Source organism: Alteromonas sp. 76-1, from assembly GCF_900654235.1.
GTDB classification, from domain to species: Bacteria; Pseudomonadota; Gammaproteobacteria; order Enterobacterales; family Alteromonadaceae; genus Alteromonas; species Alteromonas naphthalenivorans.
This window is the reverse complement of sequence record NZ_LR136958.1, coordinates 92,737-111,548: the sequence shown is the minus strand read 5'-3', so window position 1 is coordinate 111,548 and position 18,812 is coordinate 92,737. Positions and strand designations below refer to the sequence as shown.

The following is an 18,812-nucleotide window of genomic DNA, read 5'->3' as shown; positions in this document are numbered from 1 at the left end:
TCTCCAGTGTGTTGCTGATTAATTAAAGCTCTGTGGCAATGTTGATATAGAAGTATCTTGGAATCGGAGAATGCACCGAACCTCTATAACCGTAGGTTTCATCAGCTAATGGAGGTTGTCTGTCAAAGAGGTTACGAACACCGACTTTGACTTTACTGCCCATGAGGATGTCTTCAGGAAGGGTATACTGCGTATATAAGTTCACCGTTGTATGGTTTCTTACTCTCCAATATTCGCCATTACTTGATAAAGAAGTATCATCAAAGCTCGACACATACGTGGCATTAGCACCTACACGAACTTGATCGTACGCCCAAGTCAGTGACGTCGAAGCTCGCCATTTAGGGTTACCATTTTGTTCAATGAGATCTGATGATTCTGGTAATTCCGTCCCCTCATTTATCAAGCCTGCATCACGGGCATCGTAAAGCGCATTAATAGCATCAGGAACACCACGGCTATATTCAATAAGGTGTGAAGCATTAATGTTTAAATCAAAATTCCCATATTCAGTATTATGTTTACGCCAAATAGCACTGAGATCGATACCTCTTACGTTCTGAGGCTGCAAGTTACTGTAAACATCAGCCACATAAGTTACCTGCCCAACGGCATCTAATCCCGTGCCTTCAAACCTAGCGATATCATCAGCATCTGGCTCTAAACGAGTAACATTGGAATTTGAGTTACCCTGCACACGCTCAAGATAATCTACTATTAGTGCATTCCCACCACCAAATACCCCAACAATGCCTTCTTGCTCTATCGACCAGTAATCGACTGACAGCGTGAAGCTTCCAAAGCTTTCAGGTAAAAAATCGGGCAAGAGAACAACACCTGTTGTCCAGTTTGTCGAAGTTTCCGCCTCAAGGTCAGGGTTACCTGAACGCCTTGCTGTTGCTACATAGCTTGCATCGCAGTCTTCAAAACTATCAATTCTTCCAGCTCTTAAGTCAGCTTCGCAGAAAATCCAATCTGTTCTAGTATTTCCTCGAGTAATAATAGAAGCGTTAACTTGCTCTAGGTTAGGCGCTCTAAATCCTTCAGAGTACGAACCACGCATTCTTACAAAATCGTTAACTACCCAAGAAGCAGCCACCTTAGGTTTTGCTACACTTCCGAAGTCGCTATAGTCTTCATATCGGCCCGCAATTTGTAACGAAAGCGACTGCATTAATGGAATATCCATATCATCATTTACTAGCGGAATAGCTAGCTCGGCAAACGCTGAGTATACCTTCCTAGATCCATAATTATCTGGAGTTGGACTCACACCAAATAAGTTACTTTCTTGAGTTGTTCCCGTGACCGTGTCGTACCATGTGTTTGTGCCATCAACGTTTTCATCACGGTCGTCTAATTGTGTTTCTCTTCTAAACTCTGCCCCTACCGCAATACCTACATCGCCCGCCCATAGTGTAAATAAGTCTGGTCGAGATGCGTTTAGGTCTACTTGGAAAAGGGTAGTTTTGTTTTTTCGGTTAGCGACAATAGTTATTGCATCAATTGCTGTCTGCGAACTAAAGGTGCTATCACTTCCCGGGTTTTCAGGATCACCACCGTTAAATGGGTTAAATGCATCGGGTGTAGATAAAGCCAAGCTAGCTTGCAAAGCAGTAGAATCGATACCTAGCTGCTTATCATCCACTGTAGCTTCACTATAAAACATGGCGGTTTCCCAATCCCACTTATCGGTAGCGCCGCGAAGGCCACCTAACACGCGATACTGCTCGGCGGTTACATCTACTGTTGTAGGACCAACATCTGTAAACCTTAGGGTGCTAAGCGTAACTGGAAGGCCGTCTTCAGAAATATCTAAACCATCTAATCTATTGGGATTAACCGAGCCATCTGCAAAAGTGGTTGGCCCCAAAGGATTCCAGTAGTTAGTTTCAGGCACTGTCATGCTAATTGAACTAATGGAAAATGGAGAGTCTTGAACGCTGGAGGTTACCCCGCGGTAATAAGATGCTTCGCCGAACAACTCAATATCATCTGTTAAATCATATTTAGCCATCGCGAAAGTGTTAATTCTCTCAAGATCGGGCATTAACGATATTGGATAGTTTTGTCTCGCATCCCATCGCGTATTTTCATCTGTACTTGTTGTAGAAGCTGAACCGTCATCTATGCAAATACCATTGCCTAGTGACGTCAGGCAACCTGTATTTGTAGAAGGCTGAATATGAAAGCTGCCACCAGCACTCGTAACAAGCTCACCGTTTTGCGAAACCGGTACACCACCGATAGTTTGATAGTTCCCCCACGGCCTCGTTGAACTTGTGTTTCTTAAAGAGCCAGAACCTTCAAAAGCCGTGCCTACGAACAGCGGGCGAAGGTCGCCTGATGCAGAAAACTCTTGATCTGTTGCTAGCAATGCAGAGCGGTCGGTGTAGTTGGCGAAAACCGTAATATTACCGCGGTCATTGGCGAAGCTTGTTCCAAAGGTACCACTTAAATTCAGCTCGTCCATGTTGGTACCTTCAGCGGCACCGTACTGAGCCTCTATTTTTGCGCCTTCAAAATCGTCATTTAAAACGATATTTACTACCCCAGCAACCGCATCCGAACCATAAATAGCGCCAGCGCCATCACGAAGTATTTCTACACGCTTTATTCCATTGGTTGGAATAGTATTAGCATTGAAAGTGAGTACTGGAGCTAAAGTTCCACTGGCCTGACTGCTTGGATAGTTCACTCCGCGTCTGCCGTTAATAAGCACCAGGGTGCTACCTACCCCTAAATTACGTAAATCAACAGAACCAACGTCGCCCCTAGCAAAGTTACTGCTTGTTTGGCCTGATGTTTGGTTAAAGCTTACATCTCCAAATTGTGGAATTGATCGAAAGAGCTCATCACCAGATACAGCACCAATGGCTTCAATTTCATCAACACCAATAACGCTTACTGGCAACGCTTCACCTACATACGCCCCAGCAATTCGTGAACCAACAACAGTTATTCTTTCTTCCGAAGCGGTTTCGACATTACCTTCTGCATCAGTACTCTCTTGCGCGACTGCATTAGCCGATGATGCTGCCAGTAAGGATGCAATGATGCCACGCACTATCTTTTTTTCTTTGAATTTAGGTTGAGTGTTTTTCATTGTGCTTACCCTAATCAAAGACGGCTCTGGTTCAGGCGCGCTAGGAGGCTCTTTCACCTTAATGAAAATAGTACCTTTAGCCGACACCGAACCTTCTAAACCCGTTTGCTTAAGCAACAAGTTAAGACCGTCTTGAATGGAATAGTCACCAGTGAGGTTATTAGTATGAGAACTGGCGACCAAGTCATGTGGGAACAATATGGCAAGTCCACTTTGCTCAGCGAATAGTTTTAAGCTATCCGGAGCGACAGATGGCTGAATTTGAAACGACACCAATTTTTTTAACTGCTCAGGCGTAACTTCCCCAGCGACATATAGGGGAAAAGTAAGCAAAATAAAAAAATAAACGAATACGGGCTTCAAACTCGGTCTTACTATCATGTTTCCCACGTATCGGCTGTCATTGAAATGTAAATCTCTGTCTACTTTCTGTCAGCCTTAATAACTTACAAGCAATTCTGAGCAAAAAACCGCTACTTAAAACTGAAATAAATTTTAAACATAAAGTAAACTCATGTTTTGTATGATTTTTTAATTAAAAATGTATTACCATCTAATTCTGTCACTTCGAGATTAAAGTTCATTTCTAGCGTTTCAAAAATGGTTTCAATATTGTCGATAGGATAATAACCACCCACTTTAAGATGTTCCAAAGTAGGATCGGAGATAACAATTTTATAATCAGTGTAACGAGCAACTTCAGATACAACTTGTGCCAGCGGTATTTGATTAAAGTCTAGAAAGCCTTTTCTCCAATACAGCTCTCTATCTAGCGTTTCTTGCGCCTCTACGGTGACAGATTCAACCTTACGCTTTTCAAAAACAACTCGGTTCCCGGCTCGTGCTATCACTGATTGTTCCGCATTGCTCACTTCTACTTTTTGTTTCTCGGTACGCTCATCTTTGGCGTTAGTGTTAGTGTTAGTGTTGGTGTTGGTATCACTAGCTCTAACTCGTACCGTGCCATGCGATACAAGCACATCAACTTTCTCACCATTCAGTCTAACTGCGAAGCTAGTACCAAGGGCTTGCACATCACCGTTACCAGCTTTAACAACAAATGGATGCAACTTATCTTTAGCTACATCAAAACTCGCTTCTCCCCTTATGAGCGTAAGGTTTCTTGAATCCTCGTTGTAGTTAACCCGAAGTTCACTATTTGTATTTAAAAACACCACAGAGCCATCTGATAAATTTATAGTTTTTTGAGCCCCAATTTTTGTGACGAAAACACCATTGGTATCGAATTTCGAATTAGGGTTAATCGATAACATATATACGAGAGGAATTAGGGCTAAAAACGAAATAACTGCAGCCGTCTTCAGTGCGAACTTAGACCAAGTATTCGTATTTTTTCTCTCATACTCTGTATTTGAAGACTCAGAAAATGTTGCTGAATGTTTCTTCCCTAAAGAGTGTAGGCGGTCCCAGTTTTCAGCCATCGTTTTAAGCTCTACTTCGTGTGTTCGACTTTGCGCTACCCACACTTTCAGTTCAGCTTGTTCAACATCAGACAGAGGACCCGATTGCATTTTTGCAATCCATTCAGACGCCTGCGCCCTTATTTCGGCAACTGTATTAGGGAAATTCACGACTTCAGGCATCAGAAAGACCCCTTTCTTTTTATAGGCATCTTTTCTTCACTTTTAATACTTTGGCACTCACTAACATATTCACGCATATAACTGTCACAACGCTCTATACCTTTCGCTAGATGCTTTTCAACTGTACTTAGTGACAAGTTAAGTTCGTCAGCAATATCTTTAACAGCAAAGTCGTTATTCAGACGAAGAGCTGTAACACGTTTACATTGTGTGGGTAAGTTCTCAATGGCCCGTTGAAGCAACGCTTTTTCTTCAGCATGGCTAAGTGAATCTAGCGGGCTAATAGTTGAGCCGGGGTGTTCAATTTGTGCAGTGTCTTCGAGGTATTCGGTTAACATATTAGTCACCTTAGTATTTTCATTAAATACAAGATGCTTTGCTGTTTTAAACAAATACAGTTTGGGAAATTGAACTGATTTTTTCTTGTCGGCAGCATAGGTTCTAGCAAATGTTTCCTGCAGAACATCTTCGACGTCGCTTTTTCTGGAGAGATAACGGCTAATCATTTTACGCAATGAGCACCTATACTCTGTAAATACAGAGGTGACTGACTCACTTTTTTCTAGATTGGACATACCTTTCCCTGCGGTCTTTCTTTTTGCTAGCGCGAATAAACTCGCTAACAAAGGCGTTAAGCGAATTTTTATTAGTGTTGTGTCGCAGGCAAGGTAGCAGAGGTATTTTTTATTTTTATAACCTCTTTCCGTATTAATGTAATCGACATTGACAGTTAATTACAAGATTTCTAATGTAAAACTATTATAAGTAGCAACTTTTAAAGTAGCCAACCCACTTAATTACACTCTTTTCCTAGAGAGTGCTAATAAGTTGGAAAAGTTAATAAGCAGCCGACACAATATGATGCACACATTAAGCGAAGCCTTCTCACTATGATGAATTTAGCGTTCTCTTACCTACCTCTTATTTTGCTAATTACCTTAATGGTAAAAAAGAACCCTATGCCATCTAGCAAAGCCTTACCTTTAAGCGCTTTGGTAGCTTATATTGTGGTGCTGTTGGTATTCAAACAAGACGCAAAATTAGTGAATGCCAATGTAATAAGTGGCGCATTGCTGGCACTTACCCCGCTTTCTATTATTGCAGGCGCTATATTCCTTTTTAAGTGCATGGAAATTACCGGCGCTTTAGCTATTTTGCGTAAATCGCTAGATGGCGTAAGCGAAAACCCCGTAGCCCAGCTAATGATTGTAGGCTGGGCGTTTATGTTTCTAATTGAAGGCGCCAGTGGTTTTGGTACACCGGCCGCTATTGCCGCCCCCATACTTTACAGCCTTGGTTTTCCCGCCTTACGAGTGGCACTGTTCTGTTTAGTGCTAAATACCATTCCCGTTACTTTTGGGGCCATGGGCACACCTGTATGGTTTGGCTTATCGCTGTTGCAGCTTCCCCAAGAAAGCGTGCGGGAAATAGCACAGCAAGCAGCCCTTATTAACACCATAGCCGCCCCTATTATTGTGATATTGGCATTGCGATTAGTAGTAAGCGATACCGCCGACATTAAAAAGAACCTACTTTTTATTCTACTTTCCACCTGCGCATGCACCCTGCCCTACTTGGGGCTAAGTTATTTTGGTGTTGAATTCCCTTCGTTACTTGGCGGGCTAATTGGCTTAATCATTACTCTGTTGTTAGCGAAATATAAAATAGGAATAGAGGCAGTAAATCGACCAACAGCTGATCGACCCACTGCCATCGAACAACCGTCATCAAATACAGTTCCACTAAAAACACTAATAAAAGCCGCGTTCCCGCTGTGGGGCACCGTGTTGCTTTTAGTGTTAACTCGCCTGCCGGAACTAGGGTTAAAAGCGCTTTTACAAGCCACCGAACCTGCATTACACATTAGCCTAGGTTTTTTAGGCACTTTCCACATAAGCACAAGTTTAGTGGCCAGCTTAACCGACATCTTAAATACCGCGGTAACCTGGAAACATAGCGTTTTGTATATTCCGTCTATCATTCCGTTTGCGGTAACAGGCAGCGTAACCTTATGGCTATTTCGCCAACAAGCAGAGCCGAATACCTTAAAAACAGCAGGCCAACAAACCCTTTCCCGCATGCGCACGCCTTTTTTCGCCATGCTGGGTGCGCTTATCTTTGTGAACATGATGATGCTTGGCGAAAGTTCTGGCCAAAACAGCGCGGCAGTAGCCCAAATAGGACATCACTTGGCACAAATAACCGGCGCAAACTGGACCTTCTTCGCGCCGCTACTAGGTGCACTAGGTTCATTCTTTTCAGGGTCGGCCACTATTTCTAATTTAACCTTCGCAGGTATTCAAACCACCATTGCCGAGCAACTGTCATTACCCTTAACCACCATACTGGCACTACAAAGTGTAGGCGCCGCCATGGGCAACATGGTGTGCATCAATAACATAGTGGCAGTAACCGCTATTCTTGGTTTGCAAAACCGTGATGGCGACATTCTAAAAAGCACATCGCTAATACTGGCAGTGTTCGCTTTTGTGGCTGGCGGTATGGGTGTCTTATTAGTTTGGGTTGGTGTTGGAGGGTGAGGTTAGTGGGTAATTCCTTAACTTGGGCTGTGTACTAATCCTTAATGACTGAAACTGTACTACTGGTCGGGTACGAACTAATACGATATTGTATATGCAGAATAAATAAGGATTTTTAGTCTTGAAAGCATTTACTCCGCATTATGGTGGCAACGCAGATCGTTACGATTTGTTGGCTAACTTGGAAGTTAACCAAACTGTGCCCGAAGTTAAAAAATGACAGTACAAAATTATTTAATTACTGGCAGGCAAGAAAAGCACCTTCTGCATGAAATTCGAGACGCACTTAAAACTGCGACGAATATTGAAATTGCCGTTTCCTTCATTCGCAACTCTGGCTTAAACCTTATCGTCGACGATATAGAAGCTGCGATGAGCTCTTCCACAAGAAATGTAGAGCTCACGGTTTTAACGTCCGACTATATGAATATTACAGAGCCCCAAGCTCTGAAACGCCTTATGTTGCTGAAAGAGCGTGGCGCTAATATACAAGTATTCGAGAGCCGACAAGCTACTAGTTTTCATTTGAAATCGTACATTTTTGTGACCGACAGCGAACAAGGCGTTGTATCCGCTTCAGCATTCATCGGTTCTAGTAACATCAGTAAAACGGCTTTAACCGACGGTATAGAATGGAATTACCGTATTGATTACCCGAACAACAAAGACAGTGAAGCAGAAGCTCGAATTGATAATATTCGAGAGGAATATAACCACCTACTTACTCTTCCACAGGTAAAGTCACTCAGCTATAACTGGATTCAAGACTACGAAGTTCGTTACAACACAGCTAGAAAAGTAACGCCGTTGTATTCTTCTTCTGCGCTTCCCTCCGAAACCGAACACGAAATACCTACTCCAAAAGATCACCAAATAGAGGCGCTTGAAGCTTTAGAATATGCTCGTGACTCTGGGTTTAAAAAAGGCCTCGTAGTGTTAGCTACGGGTATGGGGAAAACCTACTTAGCAGCGTTCGATGCAGCGCAGTTTAATGCTAAGAAGGTCTTGTTTATAGCGCATAGAGAAGAAATTCTTTTGCAGGCTGAAGCTAGCTTTTTAAAAATTCTCCCCAGTAAAAAGGTCGGTAGGTACAGAGGAAAACAAAAAGACAAAGAGTTCGATATGCTGTTTGCTTCGGTGCAGACAATTGGACGAGAAAGCCATTTAAATAAATTCGATCAAAACGACTTCGATTATATTGTAGTAGATGAATTTCACCATGCTGCTGCCAACGGCTATCAAAGACTATTAGCGCATTTTAATCCCTCTTTCATGTTGGGCCTAACCGCCACACCAAATAGAACAGATGGTAGCGACATTCTTAAGTTGTGTGATAACAAGCTAATTTACCAAAAAGACTTGTTCGATGGTGTAAACGGTGACGTATTAAGCCCGTTTAGCTATTTTGGTATTTACGATAAAGAAGTCGATTATGAGCACTTGCCTTGGAGAAACGGACGCTTCGATCCAGAAAAGCTTTCAAATAAATTAGCCACAAAAGGCAGGGCTAAACATGCATTAAGTGAATGGAAGGAAAAAGCTCAAAGGGTATCGCTGGCATTCTGTGTGTCTCGACGACACGCTGATTACATGGCCAAGTACTTTAATGAAAACGGCGTAAGTGCGGCAAGCGTTCACTCCGATTCAGAACTCACACGGACAGAAGCATTAGAGCGATTAAGTGATGGCAAAATACAGATATTATTTTCTGTAGATCTGTTTAATGAAGGCGTAGACCTACCGCAAATAGATACTGTATTGCTACTTAGACCTACAGAATCAAAAATACTATTTTTACAACAGATGGGAAGAGGCCTGCGACGCAGCGAAGGTAAAGAACGATTAGTTATTCTGGATTTTGTTGGTAACCATCATAGCTTTTTAAACCGCCCAGAAATGCTGTTTGCTGGCATTAAAGATAAGCCTTTAAATAGACATGAAATAGTAAGTATTGCCAAGAACCCTAACCCCTTACTACCCGACGGGTGTTACGTTAACTTTGACTTAGCATTTATTGATTTTCTTGAAAGCCTCTCAGAAGATCAACTTGATACGCAATATGAAAAACTAAAGTCATCGTTAGGCCGACGACCTTCCTACACCGAGTTTTATACCGCCGGTGCAAATATGGTTAAACTTCGCAAAAACCGTGGCTCATGGTGGGAGTTTGTTGATAACAAAGGCGACCTTACACCTGCCGAACTTGAAGTTCTTGAAGAGCACCTTCAATGGTTTAAAGATCTTGCAGTAACCCGCACTTCAAAATGCTACAAGCTTGTATTACTTGCCACGCTTATTGAACACAAAGCATTCCAAACGCAGGTAAGCATAGATGACTTAACCGAATGGGCGCACCAATGGTTTTTAGAAAATCCGGAATGGGTTTCAGACTTACCAGAAAGTAAGCAGCAATTAGAGTCTTTAGGTAAAGCGAAATGGAAAGCGCATTGGCGTGATTTTCCGATTAAGTTCTGGTGTACTCTGGAGCCTGAGTCGAAAATAGTGTGGTTCAATAACTCTCAAGATAAGTTTAGTTTTAATCAAAGCATTTCTGCCAGTCAGCTCGAAACATTCCGTTTGATGACAAAAGAAGTAAATGAGCAACGGTTAGCAGACTACAAGCGCAAGCGGCCGCCTGTCGACATTCCTTCAACCAATAATATAGTGCGGTTTCCTGAGAAGGAGCAGTTACCATTCTTCCCTGATATTAAAATAGCCTGCGGTCATTTTAAAACTGGTGACGCGGAAGCCTCTGAAATGGTTAATATGCCGAGCGGTTTTGGTCGCCTGGATACCACCAAGCATTTCATAGCTCGCGCTTCAGGCAACTCAATGAATGGTGGTAAAACACCAATTTATGACGGCGATTATTTGTTACTAGAACAAATTACCTCTAACAACGCAGGCGGCATAAGCAACACCACCGTTGCTATTGAGCGCCAAGACACCGCAGGAGATAACCAGTACCTATTGAGAAAAGTACTGAAAAATAATGACGGTAGCTACACCTTACGCGCAGCGAACCCAGACTATGAAGATATAGCAGCAAGCGAAGATATGGTGACGTTTGCTAGGCTAAAAGGGAAAGTTGACCCACTTGAGTTATTTGTAGGTGAAGAGTTTATGCGGGAGGAAATACCGCCTCTTTTCAATGAAGAATTTAACCCCGGTAATTGGAAGTCGGGCCACGTTGTCTTAAAAGAGAAGAACGCTCAAATTCTTCTAGTTACACTAAATAAGCAAGGAAAGGCAGAAAATCACCAATATCACGACTACTTTATAGACGAAAAACACTTTCACTGGCAGTCGCAAAATAGTACCTCGCCTAGTAACAAACGTGGACGTGAAATCATTGAGCATCACAAAATAGATAGTCGTGTTTACTTATTTATTCGTGAGAGTAAGTTAAGAGGGAAGACAGCTTCGCCCTTCACCTTTTACGGGGAAATTAAATACGTCAAACACGAAAGCGAAAAGCCAATGAATGTAGTTTGGGAGCTTCTTACGTAAAATTAAGATTACGTGCGAAATATACAAGAGCCTTAGCTATGTTAGTTAGTTTTTTTACATGCTTTTTCTTTTGCTGCTAAGTTCGCTGCAGAAGCGGATTGCATCACACGAAGTGTAGCTATGCTACATTCTTCTCTTTTCTTTTCTGAGTTTGTCTTACCTTCCAAGGTCACGCTAGCAATAATTGGTTTATAATTCGTAGCTGCTGAACAATACATATTTTTCAGTTTTGAATATTGCCAACCAGGTTTGGGGTTCTTCTGAAGGTATGAACACATTTCTCCAAACATACTCTTTGCAGATACCGAGCACTTAGATTTTGCATTTAAGTCTCTATCGTAAATTCCACATATTGAGTTCGTTTGTATTTTCCATAACTGGTAAGAATACGAAATTTCCAAGTCATTATAGGTGACGACTTGAGCTTGAACTTCAATTCCACGAATATCTGATAATTCGTTATATACCGAGTTGGAAACTGCTTCTAAATAACTAGCAAAAACTAATTCGAATATATCCATAAAAATTTCCTTATAAATTATAAAACCTATCGAACAGTGTTCTGCATCAACGCAGTTTCATGTCCTACTATCGTTAAGTGAACCCCCATAAGCTTACAAAAATAGCTTACATTTTATATCTTTTTAGATGAGTCAAAAACCTTTATCAGATATGAATATTTATACCAAAGGATAAGTAAAATACTTTTCAAATAAATATTGCTTTGTTTAATATCCACGAAAGTAATCTTTTATCGTAAATTAATAATAAACTTTGAATAGGGAATTTCATGAAGTATTTACTATCTAGCCTACTGGTGGTCTCATTATTGCTGTGCGCACCAAAAAGTATCGGAAGCGAACTTTCGAATTACAAGGTTAACCATTTCGAATTAATCGTTAATAATCTTAAAATGCTTTACCTGACGCTGTATTCACAGAACCCCACCGAAAATGAAGCCGATGACATTCAAGAAGTATTTACCAAATTTTTTGGGACACAAAAAGATACGTTAGTTGTAGATATATATTTAAGTGCATCCTTCAAGAAGGTAAATAGCAAAACATGTAATGACGAATTAAACAAAGCCGTAAACAACCTAATTAAAGTAGATAAAGTATTACCAAAAATGATCGGTATGGCTTCATATTTTGACTTGAAACCTCAACAAATCGACGAAATCGTAAAAACTACAACAATACAACTTTCGCTGACAGCGAAAGAAAACAGTGAGCTAAGTGTCCACTGTTCGTTATAAGAAGTATGTTACTATTACTGGCTGATTTTTAAGGATTGAAGGGGAGGTAATTCACTTCCCCCCTGTGAGAAACACCACCGTTTCTTGTTTACCAACCAACCCATGAAAAACCCCAATAGCCTTATCAAAGCTCTCATCATTCTCAAAGTAAAGCTGGCTTAGTCGGCTTTTCTTTATTTGGTAGGTGTCGCTGGCAAAGGCTAGCGCTTCTCTAAAGCTCTCGAATTCTTTATCGAACACCTTAAACACGTCGTGCTGCGGTTTTGCTACCCGCGTTGTACTGCCGTTTATTTCATAATCGAAGCCAGCAAAGTGGATCCGTGAAAGGGCTTCTTTACCTAAATACATACCGCCTTTAAGGCTTATTTGAAACGCGATATCCATTTCTTCTATTTCATCCATGCTCCAGTGGTTAAATACTCTAACGGCTTTTTTATACTTTGCTGCCAATAGCTTTTTTAACACAATGATTCTGGGTTCTAGCGTGCCGTTGTTTTCATTTTTGAGTAGGTCGAAGCATTCATTGCATGCGGGTACTGAAATAAAATCGGCGCTTGAGCTTACGTCTCGCCAGTCGTGAATAAATTTTATGGGCGGAATAAAGTCGGGGCGCGCCGCTTCGCAACCGCAGTAAATACAGCGGTTAAAGTCAGCCGAATGTACTGCGTTTAATGGTTCGTAGTATTTTTGATAATTCTTTACTGACATAGTGCTACTTGCTTGGAACTTTCGGGGCTATTAATGCCAATAACGGTAACACAGCTAGCTTATAGGAAAAGTTAATTGCGCTGTTTTAAAAACAAAAAAACGCCGCCAATCGGCAGCGCTTTGTTTAACGTACTCGCACTAATAAATTACAGCCGCGACGGCTTACTGTGTGGGTCGCCTTCAACATGGGGTTTAGGTTCACGAGGTTTAGGTTTAGCCGCAATGGGAACATCCTCTTCGTTCTGCTTGCCCTCTTCGCCCTCTTCTTCAATATCCCACGTGCCTTCTTCGCTCCATGGATCGTCGTCGGGGAATTCACCAATGTTGATTTCTTTCATAGAATAATCGGGCTGGTAGCGCATGTCGTAGTTTGCCGCCCGCACTATGGAAATGCACAGCAATAGGGCCACCGCTAATAGCGGCACGCCCCCTATTATCGATGCCGTTTGTAGCGTTTCTAACCCGCCTACAAACATAAGTACAATGGGCATGAACGATAACGCAAACGCCCAGAACAAACGATTCCAGCGTAACGGTTCTTCATCTACTTCTTTTTGTACTACTGCCGCTAGAATGTAAGAAATAGAGTCGAAGGTAGTTGCTGTAAATATTAGCGCCAATAAGGTAAATACGAAGATAACCAGGTAGTCCAATGGCAGTGTATGAAGCATGGCAAATATGGCTGCGGTTGGGCTTTGCTGGTTGAGTATGGTTAATACGTCTAGTTCGCCCGACAGCTGCAAATACAAGCCGTAATTCCCCATTACCATGAAGAATAAAAAGCAGCCCATGGTACCAAAGAACATAGAACCCGCCACCATTGTACGAATAGTGCGGCCCCTTGAAATACGCGCGATAAAAAGCCCTACGCTAGGTGCAAATACCAGCCACCAAGCCCAGTAGAATATGGTCCAGTCTTGGGGGAAGTGGGTATTCTGAAAGCCATTGAATTCGGCAAATGGCTCTAGCCATGTGGCCATTTTTACAATGTTGCTAAGAACTCGGCCAAGGGCATCTAAGCCGGTATTGGCCATAAACAGGGTTGGCCCTACAATAAAAATAAACAGCAGCAACCCAATAGCCAGCCAAAAGTTAATGTCTGACAGCAGCTTAATGCCCTTTTTTAACCCTACGTACGCGCTGTAACCAAATATAGCGGTACAGGTTATAAGCACAATTATTTGGGTAGTCAGCGACTTGGGCACACCGAATAACTCATGTACCCCTTCGTTAATCATGGGCGCAGCCAAACCTAGCGTGGTGGCCCCACCGCCTAACATGCCGAAGATAAAGCTGATATCGATAATTTTACCTAACCAGCCGTGGGCTAGCTTTTCGCCAATAACCGGCATTAGCGCTTCTGATATTTTTAATACGCTGTGGTTACGCACATAATAGAAGTATGCAATAGGCACGGCAGGAATAAGGTAAATAGCCCACGCTAGCGGCCCCCAGTGGAATATGCCATAGGCAGCAGCCCACTTGGCAGCTTCTGGGGTTTCGCCTTGTATATGAAACGGAGGTGCTTGGTAGTAATACACCCACTCAATCATAGACCAGTACAAAATAGATGCCCCAATGCCTGCACAAAACAGCATGGCAGCCCATGATACTGGTGAGAACTCGGGTTTTTCTTCTGGCTCGCCCAGTTTTATTTGGCCGATGTCGCTAAACATGATGTAAACCATGAAGCCACCTGCGCCAACGCCTAGCAATAAGTACAAAACGCCTAGTTTACTGGTAACGAAGTCTTTTGCGGCCGCCACCCACTGTGCGCCTTGATCCGGCCAAATAATTAAAGGAATGGTTACCGATAGAAGAAGAATAAGAGAGCCAAAAAACGTTGGCTTGTCGATAACGCTAAACGCGCTTTCCTGTTTGGTGGTGGCCTTTTTTGAAGACGCATTTTGGGCGTTACTACTCATACACGTTCCTTTTTTTTGTTTTTATAGATGCCATTATGCAATGAAGCGTTAAACGGGCAATCTAGCGAAACAGTGTACCAGATTAACGCTGTAGGTATGCTGGTGTAACTGACTGCAAGTTTACGCGTAATGTTCACCCGACCTCGATAGCTTTATTACTAAGCTTTTTGATTACGCACCGCTAATTGCGTTTATAATGGCGGTTAAACCGTTTTCGAATTTTTATCGACCAACCTGAGTAGAACATGGCCCATAAAGTACGTTATAAATTTAATGGTGTGGCAAAAGAAATAAACTTTTCTTACAGCCGCTATCAAAATATGCATGAAGCCGTGGCCGATGCTGAAGGAATAGACCTTACTCAGTTTTTGCAAACTGAGCAGCAACTTGCCTCTATCAGCAAAGACAAAAAAACCGTAAGAAACTATAGAGATGCCGAATTTATAAAAATGGGGTTTTCTGATTTGTACTTCTTAAAAAATGGCCAAGAATGATGGTGAACCCCTACAACGCACACTAATACTGAAATAACCTGTGGGTATTAGTGCGTGCACAGTTAAACGTTAAGAGTGCGTTGGAAAACCAGACAGCAAACCCGTTTGAACCATTAGCCGGTTTAGCAGGCGGGCTGCTTATTGGTACGTCAGTGGTGTTGTGCCCTTTTTTCTTTCAATAAACCTACGCCCAATGCAGCCATGGTTATCGCAACAACACCATTTAGATAGTTAAAAAATGCATAGGGCGCGTAGTCGAGAACCTCAACCCCTAGGGTTGCAGAGTAAAATGCCCCCGCCGTTGTCCAAGGAATAAGGCCCGTGGTCATGGTAGCGCCTTCTTCCACTGATCGAGAAAGCACGGAAGGATCAAGCTTCTGTTGCTGATATTTTGATTTAAACAATTGGCAATTTAAAATAATAGAGATATATGCCTCGCCCATTGCCACGTTCCCTAAGAAACCTGATGCTATGGTGACGGCGATTAACGTTGCGGTGCGCTTTACCCTTTTAATAATGCCCGACAGTAACGCCGCTAAAAAGCCTGTACCGTGCAATATACCGCCCAATGCTATGGCCATTAATGCGAGCAATAGCGTCCAGCTCATACTGCTGATGCCGCCCCGGCCTAGTAATGCATCTAAATTTGCGATACCTGTATTTTGTGGGGTGTTTTCCCAAAGTGCATTGAGTACGCTAATTGTGTTGGTGTCTTGGTAGAAAATAGCGATGATAACGGCAAGAAGAATGCTGCATGACATGGCAACTTCAGCTGGAACTTTTTTAATGCTCATTACCGTTAACAACACTAGCGGTAACAAAGTAATGTAAGGCGCAAGGTTATAGTGGCTGGCAAGCGCTGCTCTGATTTTGTATATCTCCTCAACATTCAAACTTTGGCTTGCGTAGGTAAAGCCTATAACTAAAAAAATTACGAAAGTTAGAAGAAAGCTAGGCAGTGTAGTTAGCAGCATGGCATACATATGCCGATAAATAGTGGTGCCCGCACTCATCGCCGCGAGATTGGTGGTATCAGAAATCGGAGACATTTTATCGCCAAACGTAGCGCCAGCTACTACCATGCCAGCGATGATAGGTAACGGTATATTCATGGCTTCGCCAATGCCCATTAGCACTACTCCCATAGTACCCACCGTGCCCCACGACGTACCTGTGGCTACCGACATTACCGCACACAAAATTAATCCCACCGCCAAGAATATACTGGGGTTCAGCCAACTTAGGCCGTAATAAATTAGGGTTGAGATAGTCCCGCTTTGCATAAAGCTGGCGATAACCATTCCAATGAGGATAAAAATATATATTGCCGGCATTGCCCGCGTTAATGCACTGGTCATTAATTCACGGATTTGCAGGTAGTTGTACCCCAAACTAAAGGCATTAATACCAGCCCAAAGCAAACACAAGAAAATTAATGCATGCAGGCTAATGCCTAAGCCAAACAAACCGCCCGCTATCAACGCGACAATAACGCTGAAACATAGCAATGACTGGGCAAAGCTGGGGCTACGTATAGAGTGAGGCGAAGTAAAAGACAAGTTGGCGCACTTAAAAATGAAGTCGTGAGAAGGAGTATAACTACTTTGAAAAGTCTTGTGACTAAGAAAATTAATCCATTAGAAAGAAATGGCGCACCCGACAGGATTCGAACCTGTGACCTTCGCCTCGTAAGGAGGCCTCGTCGAAAAGGGCTTAATCGGTCTACCCCGGCGAAAAGCGTCTACACAGTGTGTATAAAGGGATTGAGAGTTTCATGAGCACTAGCCGATTTACATCGATTAACTCCCCCATTCAATCATGTCTTTAAAATAGATTACACCCTGCAAGGTATAATTTGACATATATACCGCGAAGGGTATATTGAACTTAATATACCTTTTAGGGATTACGTTTAAAGTTATGCCTTTAAGAGATCAATAGTGGAGAGGCGTAATGAAGCTTAATAACTCAAAAGAACTGGCTGATTATATAAAGCTGCATCGAAATAATCTGGCACGAACGCAGACCGATGTGGCCGAGCATGTTGGTTTAAAGCAAAAAACCATCTCGGCTATTGAAAATTCTGCCGGTACCTCCCGTATTGATACCCTCTTTAAAATTGCGCATGAACTCGGTCTCTCTATTGAACTTAAGCCAAAGCAAGAAAATGAAAGCGGCCAAAAGACTGATAGTGGCTGGGTTCAGGAGTGGTAATATGGAGCTGATGGTAAGCCTTAACGGGGTAAAAGTAGGTACACTGTTAAAAGATAAGAGCGGTGGGCTCCATTTTTCTTATACCGAACGTTGGATGAAGCGCGCAGGCGCACGTCCTATTTCTTTGTCGCTACCTATTACAAAGCAAAAATACGCTGGCGACGTAGTGTATAACTTCTTCGACAATTTGCTTCCCGATAGTCTAACCATACGAAATAAAATACAAGCTAGGTTCAATGTAGGCTCTGGACATGCGTTCGATCTTTTAGCGGCGATAGGCAAAGATTGTGTGGGCGCTATTCAATTAGCCTCAGAACAAACCGAGTCTGTACAACAACTAAACTATAAGGTTCTGTCAGATCTAGACGTTGAGAAGTTATTGCAAGGCTACAAACATACAGCGCTTGGAATGGAAAATGACGATGATGACTTTCGGATTTCAATTGCTGGCGCCCAGGAAAAAACCGCGCTACTTAAAACAGGTCAACAATGGGCGAAGCCGACGGGCTCAACACCAACAAGTCACATAATGAAATTACCCATGGGCGAGTTACCGCAAGTGGGTATCGATTTAACCGATAGTTGTGAGAACGAATTTATTTGCCTAGAGCTGGCGAGAACCTTTGGTTTTAATGTGGCTAATTCAGAGGTGCTTTACTTTGGTGACCAGAAAGTTCTAAGCGTTGAACGCTTTGACCGTAAATACGCATCTGACGGTTCATGGCTCATGCGTCTACCCCAAGAAGACTTTTGTCAGGCAATGGGCATTTCATCTGCTCAAAAATACCAATCTGATGGTGGCCCAGGAATTAAGGACTGCTTAAATTTGCTCACGGCTTCGTCTAACGGGAAAGATAGAGAAACTTTTTTTAGGGCTCAGATATTTTTTTGGCTCATTGCCGCTATTGACGGTCATGGTAAGAATTTTAGCGTATTTCTAGAGCCTGAAAACACATATAAAATGACCCCTTTATATGATGTCTTGTCGGCGTTTCCTGTAATGACTAAAAAAGCCTTACAGCCGCAAAAGATTAAAATGGCCATGTCTTTAAAAGGCAAAAATACGCACTGGAAATGGAACGATATTCAGCCTCGTCATTTTGTATCGACTGCATTGCAGGTGAAATACCCTTCGGACAAAGCTGCATCACACTACGAATACTTTGTCGATAATATTGAAAACGCTATTGCTAAAGTCGAAGGTAAAATTCCCGATAACTTTCCACCCTACGTAGCGGAGGCAATATTTTCTGGACTGAGAAAGCAAGCATCTAAAAAGTTGTTTTAAATAGCCAGAGATTAAGCGCAACTACCTTAATCGGTTGTTCTGTTAAAAGTCGACAAGAGAATTCGAGGAAAATGGCGCACCCGACAGGATTCGAACCTGTGACCTTCGCCTCCGGAGGGCGACGCTCTATCCAGCTGAGCTACGGGTGCATTGAAAATGGCTTAA

Annotated in this window: 13 protein-coding genes and 1 tRNA gene; 6 read left to right on the top strand and 8 right to left on the bottom strand. The window is 42.5% G+C overall.

The window, feature by feature from the left end; all coding sequences use genetic code 11:
• Window positions 1–22 precede the first annotated feature (22 nt).
• The 3 genes from ALT761_RS00475 to ALT761_RS00465 all read right to left on the bottom strand — a co-directional run bounded on the left by ALT761_RS00475 (window position 23) and on the right by ALT761_RS00465 (window position 5,285).
• The gene (locus tag ALT761_RS00475; RefSeq protein ID WP_129735654.1) at window positions 23–3,487 is read right to left on the bottom strand and encodes a TonB-dependent receptor; all 3,465 of its coding nucleotides are present in this window, start codon (window positions 3,485–3,487) and stop codon (window positions 23–25) included.
• Between the two features lie 131 nt (window positions 3,488–3,618).
• A complete protein-coding gene (locus tag ALT761_RS00470) occupies window positions 3,619–4,710 on the bottom strand; it encodes a FecR family protein (RefSeq protein ID WP_129735653.1) in 1,092 nt (363 codons plus the stop codon).
• Entirely contained in the window at window positions 4,710–5,285 is a 576-nt protein-coding gene (locus ALT761_RS00465; RefSeq protein WP_129735652.1) for an RNA polymerase sigma factor, read from the bottom strand. The genes ALT761_RS00470 and ALT761_RS00465 overlap by 1 nt, the downstream gene beginning before the upstream one ends.
• A 315-nt stretch (window positions 5,286–5,600) precedes the next feature.
• On the opposite strand from ALT761_RS00465, the gene ALT761_RS00460 reads away from it, so the two are divergent.
• Window positions 5,601–7,250, top strand: coding sequence for an L-lactate permease (locus ALT761_RS00460; RefSeq protein ID WP_129735651.1), 1,650 nt, complete (start codon window positions 5,601–5,603; stop codon window positions 7,248–7,250).
• A 216-nt stretch (window positions 7,251–7,466) separates the two neighbouring features.
• Window positions 7,467–10,760, top strand: a complete 3,294-nt coding sequence (locus ALT761_RS00455; RefSeq protein WP_129735650.1) for a DUF3427 domain-containing protein — start codon at window positions 7,467–7,469, stop codon at window positions 10,758–10,760.
• A 41-nt stretch (window positions 10,761–10,801) separates the two neighbouring features.
• Here ALT761_RS00455 and ALT761_RS00450 read toward each other — a convergent pair whose 3' ends face one another.
• Window positions 10,802–11,281, bottom strand: coding sequence for a hypothetical protein (locus tag ALT761_RS00450; protein ID WP_129735649.1), 480 nt, complete (start codon window positions 11,279–11,281; stop codon window positions 10,802–10,804).
• A gap of 269 nt (window positions 11,282–11,550) precedes the next feature.
• Here ALT761_RS00450 and ALT761_RS00445 point away from each other — a divergent pair, with 269 nt between their 5' ends.
• The gene (locus ALT761_RS00445; RefSeq protein ID WP_129735648.1) at window positions 11,551–12,018 is read left to right on the top strand and encodes a hypothetical protein; all 468 of its coding nucleotides are present in this window, start codon (window positions 11,551–11,553) and stop codon (window positions 12,016–12,018) included.
• Between the two features lie 51 nt (window positions 12,019–12,069).
• Here the strand turns inward: ALT761_RS00445 and ALT761_RS00440 are convergent, their stop codons facing one another.
• Together ALT761_RS00440 and ALT761_RS00435 are read right to left on the bottom strand one after the other, a co-directional pair.
• Entirely contained in the window at window positions 12,070–12,726 is a 657-nt protein-coding gene (locus ALT761_RS00440) for a hypothetical protein (protein WP_129735647.1), read from the bottom strand.
• A 146-nt stretch (window positions 12,727–12,872) separates the two neighbouring features.
• Window positions 12,873–14,651 carry a BCCT family transporter gene (locus ALT761_RS00435; RefSeq protein WP_129735646.1) on the bottom strand — a complete coding sequence of 593 codons (1,779 nt, stop codon included), beginning with the start codon at window positions 14,649–14,651 and terminating at the stop codon, window positions 12,873–12,875.
• 245 nt (window positions 14,652–14,896) lie between these two features.
• On the opposite strand from ALT761_RS00435, the gene ALT761_RS00430 reads away from it, so the two are divergent.
• Window positions 14,897–15,145, top strand: a complete 249-nt coding sequence (locus ALT761_RS00430; RefSeq protein WP_129735645.1) for a DUF2960 family protein — start codon at window positions 14,897–14,899, stop codon at window positions 15,143–15,145.
• A 149-nt stretch (window positions 15,146–15,294) separates the two neighbouring features.
• Here the strand turns inward: ALT761_RS00430 and nhaC are convergent, their stop codons facing one another.
• Window positions 15,295–16,704 carry a Na+/H+ antiporter NhaC gene (nhaC, locus tag ALT761_RS00420; RefSeq protein ID WP_129735644.1) on the bottom strand — a complete coding sequence of 470 codons (1,410 nt, stop codon included), beginning with the start codon at window positions 16,702–16,704 and terminating at the stop codon, window positions 15,295–15,297.
• Between the two features lie 394 nt (window positions 16,705–17,098).
• Here nhaC and ALT761_RS00415 point away from each other — a divergent pair, with 394 nt between their 5' ends.
• Window positions 17,099–17,359 (top strand): helix-turn-helix domain-containing protein, encoded by a 261-nt coding sequence (locus tag ALT761_RS00415; protein WP_129735643.1) that lies wholly within the window; start codon window positions 17,099–17,101, stop codon window positions 17,357–17,359.
• A 1-nt stretch (window position 17,360) separates the two neighbouring features.
• A complete protein-coding gene (locus ALT761_RS00410; protein WP_129735642.1) occupies window positions 17,361–18,647 on the top strand; it encodes a type II toxin-antitoxin system HipA family toxin in 1,287 nt (428 codons plus the stop codon).
• A gap of 72 nt (window positions 18,648–18,719) precedes the next feature.
• On the opposite strand, the gene ALT761_RS00405 is transcribed toward ALT761_RS00410, so the two are convergent.
• Window positions 18,720–18,796 (bottom strand) — tRNA-Arg (locus ALT761_RS00405).
• Window positions 18,797–18,812: the final 16 nt, after the last annotated feature.